Genomic DNA, 17505 nt, shown 5'->3' on the forward strand with positions numbered 1-17505 from the left:
CCGCTTCTTTAAGAATTTTGAAGAGTTAAAAGAAGCAAAAATCAACCAACACATATACCAACACTTTAATAAAATGGAGGACACCGCACATGTCAACTAATCTAACTGAAGTCTTAGGAACTGCGCCCGACCGGGTTGTTCCGAAAGTCACAGATCGGGGCGCAATCGATACGTTCTTTTATGACAACAAGATTGTTCGGGATTTTGGTATCGCCACCGTGTTCTGGGGTATTGCCGGTATGCTAATTGGAGTTATCATCGCTTTCCAGCTGGCAAACCCGGATGTGAACATGGGTACCCAGTATACCACGTTTGGCCGCGTAAGGCCCCTGCACACCAACGCTGTAATCTTCGCTTTTGTGGGTAATGCTATCTTTATGGGTGTGTATTACTCGCTGCAGCGCCTTTGCAAATCCCGCATGTACAGCGACTTGCTTAGTAAAATCAACTTCTGGGGCTGGCAGCTGATTATTGTGGCTGCCGTTATCACGCTGCCGCTGGGTATCACCACCTCGAAAGAGTATGCTGAGCTGGAGTGGCCAATTGATATTGCTATTACACTGATCTGGGTGGTGTTTGGCTGGAACATGTTCGGAACCATTGCCAAGCGCCGAGAGAAGCACATGTACGTAGCCATCTGGTTCTACATCGCCACCTTCCTGACAGTGGCTGTGCTGCACATCGTGAACTCATACGAGATGCCGGTTAACTTCCTGAAGAGTTACTCCGGGTATGCCGGTGTGCAGGATGCGCTGGTGCAGTGGTGGTACGGCCACAACGCAGTGGCGTTCTTCTTAACAACGCCGTTCCTGGGCCTGATGTACTACTTCCTGCCAAAGGCTGCGAACCGCCCTGTATACTCTTACCGCTTGTCAATCATTCACTTCTGGTCGCTGATATTTATTTATATCTGGGCTGGCCCGCACCACTTGCTTTATACTTCCCTGCCGGACTGGGCACAGTCACTGGGAGTAGTTTTCTCTATCATGCTGCTTGCACCGAGCTGGGGTGGTATGATTAACGGTTTGCTGACGCTGCGCGGTGCTTGGGATAAAGTGCGGGAGGAGCCAGTACTGAAGTTTATGGTGGTTGCGATTACTGCTTACGGTATGGCTACTTTCGAAGGGCCAATGCTGTCTCTGAAAAACGTGAACGCCATTGCTCACTTCACTGACTGGATTGTGGCACACGTACACGTGGGAGCGCTTGGCTGGAATGGCTTCCTGACATTTGCCATGCTATACTGGTTGTTCCCACGCCTTTACAAAACACAACTACATTCTAAGAAGCTGGCGAACGCACACTTTTGGTTAGGTACGCTGGGTATTCTTTTCTATGCGATACCGATGTACTGGGCTGGTTTTACACAAGGTTTAATGTGGAAACAGTTTACAGCGGAAGGAACACTGCAGTACTCTAACTTCCTGGAGACCGTGCTGCAAATCGTGCCGATGTACTACATGCGCGGTGTGGGTGGTATCCTTTACCTGGGTGGTGTATTCCTGATGGTGTACAACCTGTACAAAACCACTCAAACAGGTAAGCTGGTTGCAAACGAAAAAACCGAAGCACCTGTTATCGTGCCTACTGTATCTAAAAACGCCGGCCACTGGCACAGCTGGATTGAGAAGCGCCCTATGCAGATGGCCATCTGGGCAACAGTAGCCATTCTGATTGGTGGTCTGGTAGAGTTTATCCCTGCCTTCGTCATCAAATCTAACGTACCGACTATTGCCAGCGTGAAGCCTTATACTTCGCTGGAGCTTCAGGGGCGTGACCTGTACATTAAAGAAGGCTGTGTGAACTGCCATACCCAAATGGTTCGACCGTTCCGCTCTGAAACAGAACGCTATGGCGAGTACTCGAAAGCAGGTGAGTTCGTGTACGACCACAACTTCCTGTGGGGCTCCAAGCGAACCGGTCCGGATTTGCACCGCATAGGCGGCAAGTATCCGAACTCCTGGCACTACCACCACATGCTCGACCCTACATCAATGTCGCCGGGTTCTATTATGCCAGCATACCCGTGGTTGTTTGAGCAGGACATTGACTTGAGCACGACACAGGATAAACTGCAAGTGCTGAAAAAGCTGGGCGTGCCATACGAAGACGAGTACATCGCCAATGCAAACGAAGAGCTGATGGAGCAGGCGAAACAGGTGACAGCAGACCTGGCAAAGGAAGGGCTTGAAGTAAGGCCCGAAGCAGAAATCGTGGCCATGATTGCCTACCTGCAACGCCTGGGCACAGACATCAAAGTAAAATCTGAGGAATAATAAAACGACACAAGTATCACGTATCACGACACACGATCAAAAATAATGTCATTAAGTCGTGCTGCATGATTCGAGATACGTGATACGAGTGTCCCAAAAGATAAAGCCATGTATAAAAACGTTTTGCAAGCCATTGATGGTATCGAAATATACCCGCTCATCTCGTTTACTATCTTCTTTGTGTTCTTTCTTGGGTTGATTGTTTATGTAGCACTGATGGACAAGAACTATGCGCAGACGATGAGCAGCTTCGCATGCGAGAACGAAGACGAAAACACCACACCTGAAGAAATAAGACAATGATTTCGGCAAAGCAAATTTTCGGAAAAAGTAGCCTGTCCCTTTTAGCAGGTTTGCTCCTGATGTCAGGCAGCGCTGCGGTGGCGCAGGACGCTGTGGAGGGTAAAAAGTTATTTGAAGCAAACTGTACGGTTTGCCATAGTATAGAGGCTGATATAGTTGGGCCTGCCCTGAAAGATGTGCACAAGCGCCGTGGGGATGAATGGCTGGTGAAGTTCATTCAGAACTCCCAGGAGCTGGTGAAATCCGGTGACAAGGACGCAATTGAAGTCTTTGAGAAGTTCCACAAGGTGCCGATGCCAAGTTTTGCAGGCACTCTTTCTGAAGAGGACATTACGAATGTAGTTGCCTATATAAAAGAGGCAAGCGATGTGCCTGCTGAGGCAGCTGTAGCACTAGTAACTACAGGTGATGACCAGCAGAGTGAAATGCCCATGGTAATGCCGTCAGAATTAGCGGGCGAGGAGGTCACTTTCCTGGATCTGCCGCCTGTACTGCTGTTTACTTTTGTACTGGCAGGGGCTGTTGTCCTGTTAATCATTGTTGTGCTGGTGACAGTGTTCCGCCTGTTTGTGCCGATGCTCGGAGACTCTATTTATAAGGAGGAATTCCGCAGTTCGTTTGCAGGACGCGTGTTCTTCCTGATGCGAGGTGACACGACCTTAGTTACAGGTAAAGCGAGAGACGAAATTCACTCTCACCACGACTTTGATGGCATACAGGAATACGACAACGACCTGCCACCCTGGTGGAAAACCATGTTTTATGCGACTATTGTGTTTTCTATTGGCTATATGCTGCACTTCCACGTGTTTAAAACCGGAGCGTTACAGGCAGAAGAATATGAAATGGAGATGGAGCAGGCTGCTATACTGGCCGCTATGACACCTGATGATCCAAATGCGGTCACTGATTACGAAGTCATGACAGAAGCAACTGCCCTGGAGAGCGGTAAACAGACCTACATTCAGAACTGTGCTGCCTGCCACGGGCAGAACGCCGAGGGTACAGTTGGCCCTAACCTGACGGATGAATACTGGCTGCACAGCGGTGATGTAAACGACATTTTTAAAACTATAAAATACGGTGTGCCGGCCAAAGGCATGGTGCCGTGGCAAGGTAAACTTACAAAAGACCAGATGCTGGAAGTGTCCAGCTACATACTGTCTCTGCAAGGCTCTAACCCTGAAAATGCCAAAGAACCACAAGGGGAGAAAGAATGATGTGAAGTTGAGTTGATTTAAAGATTTGGGGATGGAAGTCCTTTGGATTTGCAGGTGTTTATATAATTGCCTGCAAATTTTTTTTGTTTTAGATAACTGACATTAAGCAAGAGTCCCAGCGGGACGACCTGTTGATAGAAAATATACCCATGGCTTTGTTAGCTCCAGCGGAGCGACCTGTTAAAGGTATCTTACAGGCCGTTCCGCTGGAGTTAAGAACGGTTTGTGGCTTGCTGGAACTGAAAAACAGATCATAAACTGGTGTTGCGTAAGGTCAGTTCGACAAGCCTCAGCCGGGGCAGCTTCAATAAGCTACTACCAGTGATCACAATCACTTCTATTGATGACGTGGGTCATCTTAAAGTAAAGGCAATTTCGGGAATTTTGTCATAGCAGATTACACTAATCACTACGTTCTGATTTTCAACTTAATTAACAGGCAGGACTAATATCCGCACAAATTATCACTGCCATGGCAAATAAAATACAAACGGCTCCCGACGATTTCCGGGACCATATAGCAACTGTAGATGAAGAGGGTAAACGCGTTTGGGTATACCCTAAAAAGCCGAAGGGCAAACTATATAATTACCGCAAATATGTTAGCTACTTTCTGCTGACTTTACTTCTTGCAGGTCCCTTTATAAAGATCAACGGCTTGCCGCTGCTCATGCTGAATGTGGTAGAGCGCAAGTTTGTGATATTCGGGGTGCTGTTCTGGCCACAGGATTTCTTCCTGCTGGTGCTGGCGTTCCTGGCGCTCGTGGTCTTTGTCATACTTTTTACCGTGGTGTATGGCCGAGTGTTCTGCGGCTGGGTTTGTCCGCAAACCATCTTCATGGAAATGGTGTTCAGGCGCATTGAGTATGCGATTGAGGGGGATTACACAAAGCAGAAAGCGTTGGCTAAAATGCCCTGGAACACAGAGAAAATTCTGAAGAAGGGATCTAAGGCGGCTGTTTTTCTGCTGATTTCTTTCCTGATAGCAAATGTCTTCCTGGCTTATATTATTGGCATTGATGAACTGAAGAAGATTGCGACAGAAGGCCCGGCCAATCACTTAGCAGGCTTCGGCTCTTTGCTTGCTTTTACGGGTGTGTTTTATTGGGTATTTGCATCTTTCCGGGAGCAGGTTTGCACCATCGTGTGCCCTTATGGTCGCCTGCAGGGTGTAATGCAGGACAAGAAGACGGTGACAGTAGCCTACGACTATGGCCGTGGCGAACCACGCGGCAAGCTGCGCAAAAAACAGGTGCGGACCGAGGGCGACTGCATCGACTGCCTTCAGTGCGTGCAGGTTTGCCCCACCGGCATCGACATCCGCAACGGTGCACAGCAGCTGGAGTGTATCAACTGTACCGCCTGTATAGACGCCTGCAACGACATCATGCGCATGATTGACAAGCCGGAAGGATTAATTCGCCACGAATCAGAAGAAGGCATAGCAGAAGGTAAAGAATGGAAGTTCTTCACCACGCGCGTGATGGGCTACACTGCCGTGCTGGTGGTGCTGCTAACAGCGCTCACCGCCTTGCTCTTAACCCGCGACGCAGCGGAGGCTACCATACTCCGCACGCCGGGCCAGTTATACCAGCAGACTGAGCAGGGGCAAATCAAAAACCTGTACAACATCTCTGTCATCAATAAAACGAACAATGAAATGCCCCTTACCCTAAAGCTGTTGGATATGGAAGGAACGGTAAAGGTGGTGGGCAATGAGCTGGTGCTGCCAGCACAGGGAATAGCAGAGGGCGTTTTCTTTACAGAGATTCCGAGGGATCAACTAACAGGCCTGAACTCCGAGATAGAAATAGGGGTGTATCATGGCGATGAACTCATCACAACACAGGATACCAAATTTCTTGGCCCGGCAAACTGAAAGTGAATGGCTGTTCGGTTGCAAGACCAGAAAAAGCGCAGGTAATGTGACGCGAAAAACGAAAAAAGAGCAACGAATAACGACACGAATATGGTAACTCAAAATAAAAATAAAAGCTTCACACTTTGGCCCTATGCCATCATCGCAGCTATTGTGCTCTTTATGGGGTATATCATTTTCTTTGTGGTGCAGGCCATGAACCAGGATGTAGACCTGGTGAGCAAAGATTACTACGAGCAGGAAATTGCTTTCCAGGACCACATTGAAATGGTGGGGCGAACCAAAGCTGTTGGTGATGTGGTGATAAACTACAAGCCTGAAAGCCAGGCCATCCTTTTACAACTGCCGAAGAGCTTTGCAGGCCAGCAAATTACTGGTCGTGTGAATTTGTTCCGGCCATCAGATGACAAGTTGGATCAGGAAGTGCCGCTGCAGCTTGGCCGTGACCTGAGCCAGCTGGTGGAGACTGATAACCTTGAGAAGGGGCTTTGGAAAGTGCGTGTGAATTTTAGCGCTGGCGAAGAGACATATTATACAGAAGAAACCATCCAACTGAAATAGCCATGATTTGGGCAGGATTCTTATTTGGACTGGTTGGCAGTTTCCATTGCGTGGGGATGTGCGGCCCTATAGCAGTGGCCTTACCATTTGTCTGGAGCAGCGGCTGGCGTTATTACGCAGGCCGCCTCCTGTACAATGGGGGGAGAATTGTTACGTACACTGCCTTAGGAGCCTTGGCTGGTGCTTTTGGGCAATCATTGCAGATGGCAGGGCTGCAGCAAACAGTTTCTATTGTTTCCGGCATTCTTATATTACTCTTGCTGGTGTTACCGGCGGCATTGCAAGGCAAAGCTGCCAAAGCGGTAGGCACAGATAAACTGATGATTTGGGTGCGGCATAAGCTGGGTTATTTCTTTCAGAAAAATTCCCTGGGAGCCTTATTCATGGTGGGGCTGCTGAACGGCTTATTGCCCTGCGGTTTCGTTTATATTGCGCTGGCAGGTGCTATCAGTGCGCCTGGCATTGAAGGCGCCATGCTATACATGGCCTTGTTCGGCCTGGGCACACTCCCGCTTATGTTCCTGGTGTCTTTGTCAGGTAAACTCATCAGCCTGAAGCTCCGCAGCACTTTTAGTAGAATGGTGCCTTACGTGGGCATGTGCCTTGCCATTCTTTTTATAGTACGCGGACTGGGCTTAGGTATCCCATACCTCAGCCCGAAGGTAGCCCACACAGCAAGTCATACAACAGAAATCACCTGCTGCACAAAGCCTGAGTAGTGCTGTATGGGCATCTACTAAAGAAATGTTCCGCTGGGACTTGTTGTGTTACAGCAGTATAGGGTCACAGCATACTTGTGCTTTCATACTTATCCTATTCCTGCTCAAGCCGCTAAAGGCAAATGTGATCATCCAAAAACTGATAAATGTCATTTTTTTGGATGATGTCCGTCAGTTTATGGATTACAACAGAAAAGTAACTTTACTACCGGAAAATGAAAAGCTATGAGCATGAGCAATACACTAAAAAAAATCCTAATCCCGGTAGATGTAGACAAACCTGCGGAGAGCCTGCTGTTGCTTAGCTACGCAGGGCAGTTTGCAGCAGCGTTTAGTGCAGAGCTTTTGTTGTTGCACCCCTCTAATACGGCAGCGTTAACTTTTACCCAGCAGACCAGGAGAGTACAGTTGCTGCGGGCGATGTGAGAGCGGGTGCTTGGCAAGGTGCCAAAGTTCAAGGATTACGTGCCCTTTGAGTGTGTCGTGCGGCCGGGAAACCTCCATGACTGTATAAAAGACGTTGTTCTGAGTGCTTCTGTTGATCTGGTACTGATGCAGGCTGATTCATTGCCCGACCCAGCCAAAGCAGCGCATGCCGACCACGCAGCACAGGTAATGGAGCAGGTTGGTTGTCCCCTGATGGTGGTGCCTTCCGCTTTGGCTTACAAAAAGATAAAGCATCTGGTGTTTGCAACAGACTTCACCGATCGTGACCCGAAGGTGTTGGCGCAGATAAACGGATTCGCCAGACAGGCTGGTACCCTACTCACGCTGGTGCAGGTATATAGCAAGGCTGAGCGCGCGCAATTAAGCAGCAGGAAGGCAGCCATACACGAGGTGGAGGAGCAACTAAAAGGAAGTAATGTTCGCTTTAAGCTACTGGAAGAAGAGGATATGCTGGAAGGGATAGGTGATTTTGCAGAACGTGAGGATGCCGATATGCTGGTACTGGCTACCAGAGACAGCTACCTGATGCAGCGCCTGTTCAGCAAGGCTTATGTCAAAACCATGGCCTATCACACCCGCATCCCGCTGCTAACATTCAGGCAACTCAAGAAGAAGCCATGCTCGGGCTGTTGCACAAGCTGTAGGAAGCACGATGCCCACCATCCGGAAATCAAATTTGAGGAAGCAGGTATAAACATATAATATTTTTCTGGGGAGCCATCAGGTGTGTACACCTTTATCAGAGCGGGTGGCACCTGCCGCCAATAAAAATAATAGCCCGTAATTTGTTGTTTGCGTTCACAGATCCTGTTTCGAGTGTGGAGCAGGATCTGTACTTTGTTTAGGCAGTTACATCTGCTCATAAACCGCACGCCAACATTTGACAATGCCCCGTAGTTGCTTATCTTTAAACAAAAGCTTAACAGTGATAGAAGATAAAGAAAATCCTTCCTACAGTTTAGAGAATGCAATGAGGCTGAAAGCCATCATTGATACGGCCATTGACGGCATCATCACCATCGATCGAAAAGGCATCGTAGAATCAGTAAACCCGGCTGCTGCGCAAATCTTCGGTTATCAGCCGGAAGAGATAATAGGAGAGAATGTTAGTATGCTGATGCCTGAGCCTGACAGAGGTCTCCATGACAGCTACATAGAGAATTATCACCGGACGGGTGTTGGCCAGATTATCGGAAAGGGAAGGGAAGTGCTTGGAAAGAAAAAGGACGGTACGGTTTTCCCTTTTTTGTTGAGTATAAGCGAAGTAAAGCTGCAGGATAAGCAGATATTTACAGGTATTGTGCATGATATATCCAGCCTTAAACAGGCAGAGGCGGCACTGCGCGAAAGTGAAAACAAGATAAATTCCATCATCCAGGGAGCAGTTGATGGTATTATAACTATCGACACGCGAGGCGTTATAGAGATGGTGAACCCTTCAGCTGCCAGGTTGTTCGGCTATGCGACAGACGAGCTATTAGGGAAGAGTATCAACGTGCTGATGCCTGAGCCGGACCGCAGCCTGCACGACAGCTATATGCACCACTACCACGTAACAGGGGAGAAGCGTATCATCGGCATCGGCAGGGAAGTAACGGGTTTGCGAAAGGACGGTACTATCTTTCCTTTCTACCTCAGTATCAGTGAAGTGGAGCTGGCAGACCGTAAAGTGTATACCGGATTTGTGCACGACATTACGCAGCAGAAAATAAACGAAGAACGCCTGCGTCGTTATGCTGCCGAACTGGAGCGCAGCAACCGGGAACTGCAGGACTTTGCTTATGTGTCGTCGCATGATTTGCAGGAGCCCTTGCGGAAAATACAGGCTTTCGGCGACAGGCTGGTGACGAAGGAGTACGACAATCTCAGCGACCAGGGAAAAGATTACGTGGACCGGATGCTGAATGCGGCTTCCCGTATGCAGAATCTGATAAACGACCTGCTCAATTTCTCAAGGGTTACTTCTAAGCCCAAGTCTTTTGTGAAGGTCAGCCTCGACACCATCCTTTCTGAAGTTATTTCTGACCTGGAAGTTACCATAGAGCAGACCGGCGCTGTCATTAACCGATCGCCGCTGCCGGATATTGAGGCAGAGCCCACACAGATGCGGCAGCTGTTTCAGAATTTGCTGAGCAACGCCATCAAATTCCATAAAGAGGCTGTAAGCCCTATTATTAATATCTATGCAAAAAATCTGCAGCGAAAGGCGCACCTCACCGCCACACCCGGCGATGAAGTAACCGAGATATATGTAGAGGATAACGGCATTGGCTTCGACGAGAAATACCTTGACCGGATTTTTAATATCTTTCAACGGCTGGAAGGCCAGAAGTATGAAGGTTCCGGAATTGGCTTGGCCGTTTGCCGCAAAATTGCTGTCCGGCACGGGGGCGATATCACGGCCACCAGCCAGGCGGGAGTAGGCACCCGGTTCATCATCACCTTAGCAATCAAACATCCAGAGGAATAATCACACGGAAATGTCAGACAAGAAATCGATTATCATACTTATTGCCGACGACGATGCCGAAGACCGTATGCTGGTCGGGGATGCGCTGGAGGAAAGCAGGTTAAAAAATAACGTCCATTTTGTGGAAAACGGGGAAGAACTGATGGACTACCTGCACCACCGCGGTAAGTTCAACGACAAAACGAAATACCCCACGCCGGGTTTGATCTTGCTGGATCTCAACATGCCAAAAAAGGATGGCCGGGAAGCGCTTAAAGAAATAAAAGAGGATGAGCATCTGCGCCTGATTCCGGTGGTGGTACTCACCACTTCCAAAGCAGAGGAAGACATTCTCAGAACCTATAACCTGGGTGTCAGCTCTTTTATCACCAAGCCCGTAACTTTTGCCTCGCTCGTGGATGTGATGAAGACGCTCAGCAAATACTGGTTTGAGATTGTGGAATTGCCGAAACTGTAGAGAAAGCGGGATAAAGGATGAAGGACAAAAGAAAAGCGCAGGCTATAGTGAAAGCTTATATGCGGTAAACGCTGCCATAGTTACTTTCAATGGTATTGCTTAGCCTTTTATCCTGTATCCTTTGTCCTTCATCTTGAAATCTTTTGTCAAAAATTAAACATGCCAGATAAAACGCGCATACTGCTGATAGATGATGACGAGGATGATTACATCATCACCAGGGATATTATCGATGATATTCCTGGGCGTCATTACCTGCTCGAGTGGACGTCTTCTTTCCATGATGCGCTGAAGATAGTAGAGGAGAAACGGCATAATATCTATCTGGTTGATTACCGTTTGGGTGCCCATGATGGCCTGGAACTGATTACAAGAGCTGTAAAGGAGGGCTGTTCCGCACCTTTCATTCTGCTCACGGGCCAGAGCGATCGGGAAACAGATGAGAAAGCCATGCGCGCTGGTGCGCTCGACTACCTTGTAAAGGGCACCATCAGTCCGAATGAACTGGAGCGCTCTATCCGCTACAGTATCGAACATGCTAAAAGCCTGGCTGTTATCCAGCGTCTGAATACAGAGCTGGAGCAGCGCGTAAAAGAACGCACACAGGAATTGGGCACAGCCATACAGAAGCTGGAGCGTACCAACAGGAGCCTCTACGAAGCGGAGCAGGAGGTGCGGAAGGCCCTTCAGAAAGAAAAAGAGCTGCATGAACTCAAGTCAAGGTTCGTGACCATCGCCTCCCACGAGTTTCGTACTCCCTTAAGCACAGTGCTTTCATCGGCCTCGCTCATCGGAAAGTACAAAACGACCGAAGATGATGATAAACGAATAAAGCACGTGGACAGGATAAAATCAGCCGTCAGTAACCTGACGGGCATCCTGAACGACTTTCTATCCATCAGCCGGATTGAGGAGGGCAAAATCTATAATGTGCCAACTGTTTTTGATCTGAAAAACTTTGCCATGCAAGTAGTGGAGGAGGCCCAAGGCGTACTGAAGTTAGGGCAGCAAATCCATTATCAGCATAACAGCAGCCAGACAACTGTTTGTGTCGATAAGCAGTTGCTACGGAATATTTTATTTAACCTGCTTTCCAATGCCAGTAAATATTCCGCGGAGCACCAGCAGGTTCATTTCACATCTACTATCACAGGAGGTGAAATTATTATTACAGTGCAGGACGAGGGTATAGGTATACCTAATGCTGATAAAGCACACTTGTTTACGCCTTTCTTCCGGGCGCAGAACGTGACGAACATCCAGGGGACAGGCTTAGGACTGAATATTGTTAAAAAGTATGCAGACATAATGGGTGGAGCTTTAAGTTATGAGAGCGAGTTAGACCAGGGCACCACCTTTACCATTACACTTCCACAAACCACCGAACCATGAAAAAGATATTGCTGATAGAAGACAACCAGGAAATCCGGGAAAACATAGCCGAGATACTGGCTCTTGCCAATTATGATGTGTTAGAGGCCGATAACGGCAAAGTAGGGGTTGAAGCGGCGAAAAAGGAAATTCCGGACCTGATTATCTGCGACATTATGATGCCGCAGTTAGATGGCTATGGCGTATTGCGCATGTTGGGAAGCAACACCGCAACGGCAAGTATTCCATTTATTTTCCTCACGGCTAAATCGGAGAAAGAAGACTTCAGAAAAGGGATGAACTTGGGTGCAGACGATTACCTGGTAAAGCCTTTCGATGATCTGGAACTGCTTGATGCGGTGGAGATGCGCCTCAAGAAGAACGAGGCTCTGAAAGCAGGATTCAGTAAAGATGCGGAAGGTCTGAATGAGTTTATACAGGAGGCGAAAGGGCAGGAGAATCTTGAAAAGCTGACAACAGATAAACAGAAGCTTCAGCTCTATAAGAAAAAGCAGCCCCTGTTTTCAGAGGGCAATTATCCCAACGCGCTGTACTTCCTGAACAAGGGAAAGGTAAAGACATATAAATCAAACGAAGAAGGGCGAGAGTACATCACCAACCTTTACAAAGACGGTGACTTTATCGGCTACCTTGACCTGATAGAGGACAAAGCCTACCGTGAATCGGCCATGGTGATGGAAGACTCTGAGATTTACATCATCTCCAAAGAAGACTTTTTCCTGCTCCTGCACAACAACCGCCTGGTAGCAAATAAATTCATTAAAATACTGTCTGATAACTTAGCTGAAAGAGAAGAACGCCTGTTAAAGCTGGCATATAATTCAGTGCGCAAACGTGTGGCCGAAGCGTTGCTTTTTGTTGAGAAACAGTATGCCAATGATCCGGACAAAATATCGCAGGTTGTAATTTCACGAGAGGATTTAGCCAACATAGTAGGTGCCTCCAAGGAGACCGTTATCCGTACGCTAGCCGACTTCAAAGACGAGAAGCTCATCGATAGCCAGGGAAGTAAAATCAGCATATTGAATGGAGAAAAGCTTAGGCGCATGCGCAACTAGCTATTTTTATTAGTAGTGCGCTTATTATGTTAAGTAATAGAACCTTTTAAATTTTTTAAAGCGCCTCAAGCGAATTTCGTTTGGGGCGCTTCTGTTATTACTCAGTATGTTGTAGCGCCTGTATGCTGCGAGGTAAATTGCTATACGGTTGAGGCCAAACTAATCAGAAACAATTGCGGTGCTCTTAACAGACTCTTCGTATAACAAGGAGCCACTCATCTGTACTTATCTTATCCAAGCAATACGATATGTCAACTAAGTCTGATTCTTTTGCGGCATTCGCCAAAGGAGGCGGTATTCTAGGTAAAGGGCTGATTGCTGGTTTTGCCGGCACTGCTGCCATTACAATCTCAAATGATAGAAATGAGTATCACCAAGAGGAGCATGAGCGATGCACCGGCTAAAGTAGGTGGCAAAGCCTTAGGTGTAGCGCCAAGAGGAAAAGTCGAACTTGAGAAAGAAAAGACGAAGCCCCTGACGAACTAAAAAAGGAGGTAGAGTCGAATAAGGAGCAGTTTGAGCAGCTAATGCATTTCGGCTATGGTACCGGTTGGGGAGTAGCCCGCAGTGCTCTTAATTTGGCTGACATAAGAGGTGTACGGGCTTCCGTAATTCACTTTGGTGCTATCTGGGGAACTGCTCAGATCATGCTGCCTGCCAATAATGCGGCAAAGCCGATAACGGAGTGGTCGGCCAAGCAAATAGCTATTGATTTGTTACACCACGCGGTGTATGCCTGTGCTGCAGGGGCTGTATACGATGCCATGAAAGAAGCTGAACCTGGCAAGAAGAAAAAGAAAGATAAGAAGAAGAAAAAAAGCAAAAAATAAGGTAGACTAATAAAAGGTTCAGCACGAGATAAGACGTAAGCTGTTTCCTTAAGATGCTATCATAGAGTCGCTTAAACACTGTTTAGGCGACTCTATTTATTTTTTATACTCAAGCTAAGAGCGTAAACATGGAAAAACTATTGATAATGATGATTAAATAAATTTTTATACTCAAAATTGTAATAATTTACATAATAAATTAAACTAATATGATTAACTTCAGTAGCTCAATGTGTTTAAAAATTGTCATTAAAACTGATTCGGCGGAAAAGGGAACATGAACTTGCCTGCCGATATCAGGTCGATCTTTAATTCTTGGTATGGTGTGACTGTAAAGTAGGGCAAACTGGACTATATCTACATGAAGCCCGATTTTTAGGTTGCTTTTGGATGAGAAGGAATGTTTTGAGACAGATTGTATATAAGACGAATATGCAGCATCTTTTAAACCACATCGTTTTTCTGGTTTTAGTTTTATGTGCAGCATCTCCAGGTTATCTGCAGGCGCAGGACCTGACCTTTGTTAAGGTTCCACTGTCCCGCGAAAACGGGACAGGCCTTATTGCCGGCATTACCCAGGATAAGGAGGGGTTCCTATGGTTGGCTACCCACTCCGGCCTGCATCGGTATGATGGTTATAAGCAGGTTACCTATATCAACAACCGGTACAACAAAAACTCTTTGGCAGATAACCGCCTGGAGTGTATTCTGGCCGATCGCAAGGGCATACTCTGGATAGGAGTATGGGCGAACGGGTTAGACAGGTTTAATCCCAAAACAGGGAAGTTCACCCATTTCCGGCATGACCCAAAGGACCCAAAAAGCCTGAGCGATGACTTAGTTACCTCCCTATTGGAGGACAGGGAGGGGAACATATGGGTAGGCACGCATAGAGGCATGAATTTATTTCATCCTGAAACGGGCACATTTACCCGCTACCAGCATAATGCAGCTGATCCAGGAAGTATAAGCGATAACAAGGTCAGGGCGATTTACCAGGACCGGCAAGGCACTATATGGGTAGGAACAGGCAGCCCCTGGGAGTCAAAGCCGGGAGAAGGGGGCTTGAACCGCTTCAACTCAAAAACCGGCACTTTTGAACGTTTCCTGCACGATATTTCTAACCCCGAAACGCTTGCCAGTAACTGGGTGAGGGCTATCTATGAAGACAGCCGTGGTATATTTTGGGTGGGTACCTTCGGAGATGGCCTGCACCAGATGGACCGGGAGAAAGGTACTTTCACACGCTTCCCTTATGATGCGCAGCACCCGGAGAAACTAAGCCGCCCTTACATCGACAAAGAAAAGCAGAATGATGGCATTAACATCATTCACGAAGATCATGCCGGAGCTATCTGGATTGGGACCTACGACAGCGGCTTAAACTGGTATAACCCTAAGACAGGAAAAGTAACACAGCACAGGAAGAATGCGCGGAATGCTGCCGGTTTAGATGATAACAACATTTGGGCTGCTTATAGCTCCAGGGAAGGAGGCCTCTGGTTTGGAACTGCCAATGGCAACCTGTTCCGGCTTGACCCTCACCGCCACCGTATTCCGCATATCGAAACCGGTTCCGAAGTATACAGTTTTTTTGAGGACCCCGCAGGTTTTATGCTCATCGGAACCTCGAAGGGCCTGTTAAGGGAAAACCTGAAAAGGGGCCTTTTCAAGCGCTATCTGCAAATGGCCTCAGATTTGGCAAGTATAAGCAGTGATACAGTCTTTACCATTTATAAAGACAGGGAAGGTTCAATTTGGTTAGGAGGCGCCAGTGGAGAGATCAGTAAATATAATCCTTACACCGAGCGGTTTACGCGTTATCAGCATGATGAAAAGGACCCTGCCAGCCTAAGCGCCGGGCCAATCTACGCGATGCTGGAAGACAGCCAGAAGAACTTTTGGATAGCTACTGGGTTCGGTCTTGACAAAATGGACAGGGCAAAAGGCACTTTCACGCACCATCAGCACGACCCCAACAATCCTGCAAGCATCAGCCATAATAGTATCACGTCAATTCTGGAAGACAGCAGAGGATTTCTGTGGTTAGGAACCCGGTTTGCAGGGGGCATCAACCGGTATGACGTTCAAAGCGGAACTTCAAAAAAATACCTGTTGGGGAACAACATTGCGAAGATTTTCAAAGACTCTCAGGATATTATCTGGGTTGCTACTGAATCCTCCGGTATATATTACTACAAGCGGACGGCCGATGTTTTCATACCTTTCAATTTAAATCAGAGTGAAGACATAGTCCGAATAAAGGACATCCTGGAAGATGACCAGCAAAATCTTTGGTTTAGTTCTAATGAAGGGCTGCTGAAGCTCAACAAAGACAGGAATAATGTGCTTTTACTAAGCGAACCGTATGGTATTTCGTCGGCATCCCTGGCTTTTCAGGCAGCTTATAAAGATCGTGGTGGTAAACTCTATTTTGGAAACAACAACGGATACTACGCTTTCTTCCCGCAACAGTGGCATCCGAACAGGCATCCGCCGCTTGTAACGCTTACAGGGCTGCGCCTGTTCGACAAGCCTGTTTTACCTGGTGAAAAAAGCCCTCTTAAAGCTCCCTTGAGTGACATCAGTGCAATAGAGTTTGGCCCTGAACAGAATGTTTTTTCCTTTGCCTTCACGGGTATACATTTTATCAATCCGGAGCAGAACAAATATTTGTATAAGCTGGAGAATTATGACCACGACTGGCGTAGTTCCAAAACAGAGCGTGTCGCTTCTTATTACAACGTGCCGCCTGGTAAATACAGGTTCCGTGTAAGAGCCTCGAATAGTGATGATGTGTGGGCTGAGAAAGCTATTGCCGTAAGAGTGAAACCGCCTTTCTGGAACACGTGGTGGGCCTATGCCATCTATGGCGTCATGTTGCTGGGGTTTGTTGTGAATTTTAACCGTTCACAGCGTCAGCGGCTTATCAGAATAGAAAGGCACCGGGCCAGAGAACGAGAACTGGCCCAGGCCCGTGAAATTTCAAAAGCCTATAAAGAACTGAAAAGGACGCAGGCACAACTTGTACAGCAGGAAAAGCTCGCTTCGCTTGGTGAGCTAACGGCAGGTATTGCCCACGAAATTCAGAACCCCCTGAATTTTATAAACAACTTTGCTGAGGTGAGCTCCGAACTGGCCGAAGAACTACAGCATGAGTTTGAAACCGGGGAGATAAACGAAGCAAAAGCTATTGCGGATACCATTAAACAGAACCTGGACAAGATAAAGCTGCACGGGCAGCGGGCCGATAGAATAGTGAAAGGTATGCTGCAACACTCCCGCACCAGCAGCGGCCAGAAAGAACCCACTGATATAAATGCTTTGGCTGAAGAGTACATGCAGCTATCTTACCATGGCCTGCGGGCAAAAGATAAAACCTTTAACGCCACGTTGCAGAAAGATTTTGGTAACAGGCTCAATAATGTAGTAGTAGTGCCGCAGGAACTAGGCCGCGTTTTGCTTAACCTGTTTAACAATGCCTTCTATGCTGTGCAGCAAAAGATGAAGACTGTAGGTGGTGACTATACACCCAAAGTGGCGGTAAGTACAAGCCGTAAAGAACAGTGTGTGGAGATAAGAATAAGAGACAATGGCGGAGGAATGACAGAGGGAGTGAAAAAAAAAGTGTTTCAGCCTTTCTTCACCACCAAGCCCTCTGGCCATGGAACCGGTCTGGGGCTCTCTCTTTCCTACGATATTATCACCAAAGGCCACGGTGGAGAAATGTATGTTGAATCAGTAGAAGGGGAGTATACAGAGTTTATTATTCACCTGCCTGTCTCTGTGATCGCGGCACCAAGCCCAGTAGCTTTATAAATTCCTGATGTGATGAAGTGAGCAATAAGGCTATTCCTGTCGTTCTGCCTGTTGTTTTGAGTTGCTCTACTTTA

At 47.5% G+C, this 17505-nt stretch carries 15 protein-coding genes; all 15 read left to right on the forward strand.

Translation table 11 applies throughout. The features are described 5' to 3' along the window. The first annotated feature begins 89 nt into the window (after positions 1-89). The 15 genes from ccoN to E1919_RS06470 all read left to right on the forward strand — a co-directional run bounded on the left by ccoN (position 90) and on the right by E1919_RS06470 (position 17431). Positions 90-2276: a cytochrome-c oxidase, cbb3-type subunit I gene (gene ccoN, locus E1919_RS06410; protein ID WP_237144051.1), complete on the forward strand. Its 2187-nt coding sequence runs from the start codon at positions 90-92 to the stop codon at positions 2274-2276. A gap of 108 nt (positions 2277-2384) precedes the next feature. Then, complete coding sequence (locus E1919_RS06415) at positions 2385-2579, forward strand: hypothetical protein (RefSeq protein ID WP_162052532.1); 195 nt, start codon at positions 2385-2387, stop codon at positions 2577-2579. Then, complete coding sequence (locus E1919_RS06420; RefSeq protein WP_162052533.1) at positions 2576-3799, forward strand: c-type cytochrome; 1224 nt, start codon at positions 2576-2578, stop codon at positions 3797-3799. Before E1919_RS06415 ends, E1919_RS06420 begins: the two co-directional genes overlap by 4 nt. 472 nt (positions 3800-4271) lie before the next feature. Beyond that, positions 4272-5678 carry a cytochrome c oxidase accessory protein CcoG gene (ccoG, locus tag E1919_RS06425; protein WP_162052534.1) on the forward strand — a complete coding sequence of 469 codons (1407 nt, stop codon included), beginning with the start codon at positions 4272-4274 and terminating at the stop codon, positions 5676-5678. A 90-nt stretch (positions 5679-5768) separates the two neighbouring features. After that, positions 5769-6239: a FixH family protein gene (locus E1919_RS06430; RefSeq protein WP_162052535.1), complete on the forward strand. Its 471-nt coding sequence runs from the start codon at positions 5769-5771 to the stop codon at positions 6237-6239. A gap of 2 nt (positions 6240-6241) precedes the next feature. After that, the gene (locus E1919_RS06435) at positions 6242-6958 is read left to right on the forward strand and encodes a sulfite exporter TauE/SafE family protein (protein WP_162052536.1); all 717 of its coding nucleotides are present in this window, start codon (positions 6242-6244) and stop codon (positions 6956-6958) included. Positions 6959-7189: 231 nt separating this feature from the next. Next, positions 7190-7384 carry a universal stress protein gene (locus E1919_RS27500; protein ID WP_237144052.1) on the forward strand — a complete coding sequence of 65 codons (195 nt, stop codon included), beginning with the start codon at positions 7190-7192 and terminating at the stop codon, positions 7382-7384. Positions 7385-7402: 18 nt separating this feature from the next. Continuing rightward, on the forward strand, positions 7403-8107 hold the full coding sequence (locus E1919_RS06440; protein ID WP_237144053.1) for a universal stress protein: 705 nt from the start codon (positions 7403-7405) through the stop codon (positions 8105-8107). A 223-nt stretch (positions 8108-8330) separates the two neighbouring features. Then, positions 8331-9875, forward strand: a complete 1545-nt coding sequence (locus E1919_RS06445; RefSeq protein WP_237144055.1) for a PAS domain-containing sensor histidine kinase — start codon at positions 8331-8333, stop codon at positions 9873-9875. A 10-nt stretch (positions 9876-9885) separates the two neighbouring features. After that, positions 9886-10332, forward strand: coding sequence for a response regulator (locus tag E1919_RS06450; protein WP_162052538.1), 447 nt, complete (start codon positions 9886-9888; stop codon positions 10330-10332). Between the two features lie 159 nt (positions 10333-10491). Further along, positions 10492-11724, forward strand: coding sequence for a hybrid sensor histidine kinase/response regulator (locus tag E1919_RS06455; RefSeq protein ID WP_162052539.1), 1233 nt, complete (start codon positions 10492-10494; stop codon positions 11722-11724). Next, positions 11721-12782 carry a response regulator gene (locus tag E1919_RS06460; RefSeq protein ID WP_162052540.1) on the forward strand — a complete coding sequence of 354 codons (1062 nt, stop codon included), beginning with the start codon at positions 11721-11723 and terminating at the stop codon, positions 12780-12782. The genes E1919_RS06455 and E1919_RS06460 overlap by 4 nt, the downstream gene beginning before the upstream one ends. Before the next feature lie 363 nt (positions 12783-13145). After that, positions 13146-13268 carry a hypothetical protein gene (locus E1919_RS27900; RefSeq protein WP_262888699.1) on the forward strand — a complete coding sequence of 41 codons (123 nt, stop codon included), beginning with the start codon at positions 13146-13148 and terminating at the stop codon, positions 13266-13268. A gap of 41 nt (positions 13269-13309) precedes the next feature. Further along, the gene (locus tag E1919_RS27505; protein ID WP_237144060.1) at positions 13310-13612 is read left to right on the forward strand and encodes a hypothetical protein; all 303 of its coding nucleotides are present in this window, start codon (positions 13310-13312) and stop codon (positions 13610-13612) included. A gap of 432 nt (positions 13613-14044) precedes the next feature. Further along, positions 14045-17431 (forward strand): sensor histidine kinase, encoded by a 3387-nt coding sequence (locus E1919_RS06470; protein WP_162052541.1) that lies wholly within the window; start codon positions 14045-14047, stop codon positions 17429-17431. Positions 17432-17505 lie beyond the last annotated feature (74 nt).

The organism is Pontibacter pamirensis, assembly GCF_010015475.1.
Taxonomy (GTDB): Bacteria; Bacteroidota; Bacteroidia; order Cytophagales; family Hymenobacteraceae; genus Pontibacter; species Pontibacter pamirensis.

What these genes read in the sequence shown, in the direction of transcription:
- ccoN (WP_237144051.1), top strand. Translation starts at nt 90, where the DNA reads ATGTCAACTAATCTAACTGAAGTCTTAGGAACTGCGCCCGACCGGGTT.
- E1919_RS06415 (WP_162052532.1), top strand. Translation starts at nt 2,385, where the DNA reads ATGTATAAAAACGTTTTGCAAGCCATTGATGGTATCGAAATATACCCG.
- E1919_RS06420 (WP_162052533.1), top strand. Translation starts at nt 2,576, where the DNA reads ATGATTTCGGCAAAGCAAATTTTCGGAAAAAGTAGCCTGTCCCTTTTA.
- ccoG (WP_162052534.1), top strand. Translation starts at nt 4,272, where the DNA reads ATGGCAAATAAAATACAAACGGCTCCCGACGATTTCCGGGACCATATA.
- E1919_RS06430 (WP_162052535.1), top strand. Translation starts at nt 5,769, where the DNA reads ATGGTAACTCAAAATAAAAATAAAAGCTTCACACTTTGGCCCTATGCC.
- E1919_RS06435 (WP_162052536.1), top strand. Translation starts at nt 6,242, where the DNA reads ATGATTTGGGCAGGATTCTTATTTGGACTGGTTGGCAGTTTCCATTGC.
- E1919_RS27500 (WP_237144052.1), top strand. Translation starts at nt 7,190, where the DNA reads ATGAGCAATACACTAAAAAAAATCCTAATCCCGGTAGATGTAGACAAA.
- E1919_RS06450 (WP_162052538.1), top strand. Translation starts at nt 9,886, where the DNA reads ATGTCAGACAAGAAATCGATTATCATACTTATTGCCGACGACGATGCC.
- E1919_RS06455 (WP_162052539.1), top strand. Translation starts at nt 10,492, where the DNA reads ATGCCAGATAAAACGCGCATACTGCTGATAGATGATGACGAGGATGAT.
- E1919_RS06460 (WP_162052540.1), top strand. Translation starts at nt 11,721, where the DNA reads ATGAAAAAGATATTGCTGATAGAAGACAACCAGGAAATCCGGGAAAAC.
- E1919_RS27900 (WP_262888699.1), top strand. Translation starts at nt 13,146, where the DNA reads ATGAGTATCACCAAGAGGAGCATGAGCGATGCACCGGCTAAAGTAGGT.
- E1919_RS27505 (WP_237144060.1), top strand. Translation starts at nt 13,310, where the DNA reads ATGCATTTCGGCTATGGTACCGGTTGGGGAGTAGCCCGCAGTGCTCTT.
- E1919_RS06470 (WP_162052541.1), top strand. Translation starts at nt 14,045, where the DNA reads ATGCAGCATCTTTTAAACCACATCGTTTTTCTGGTTTTAGTTTTATGT.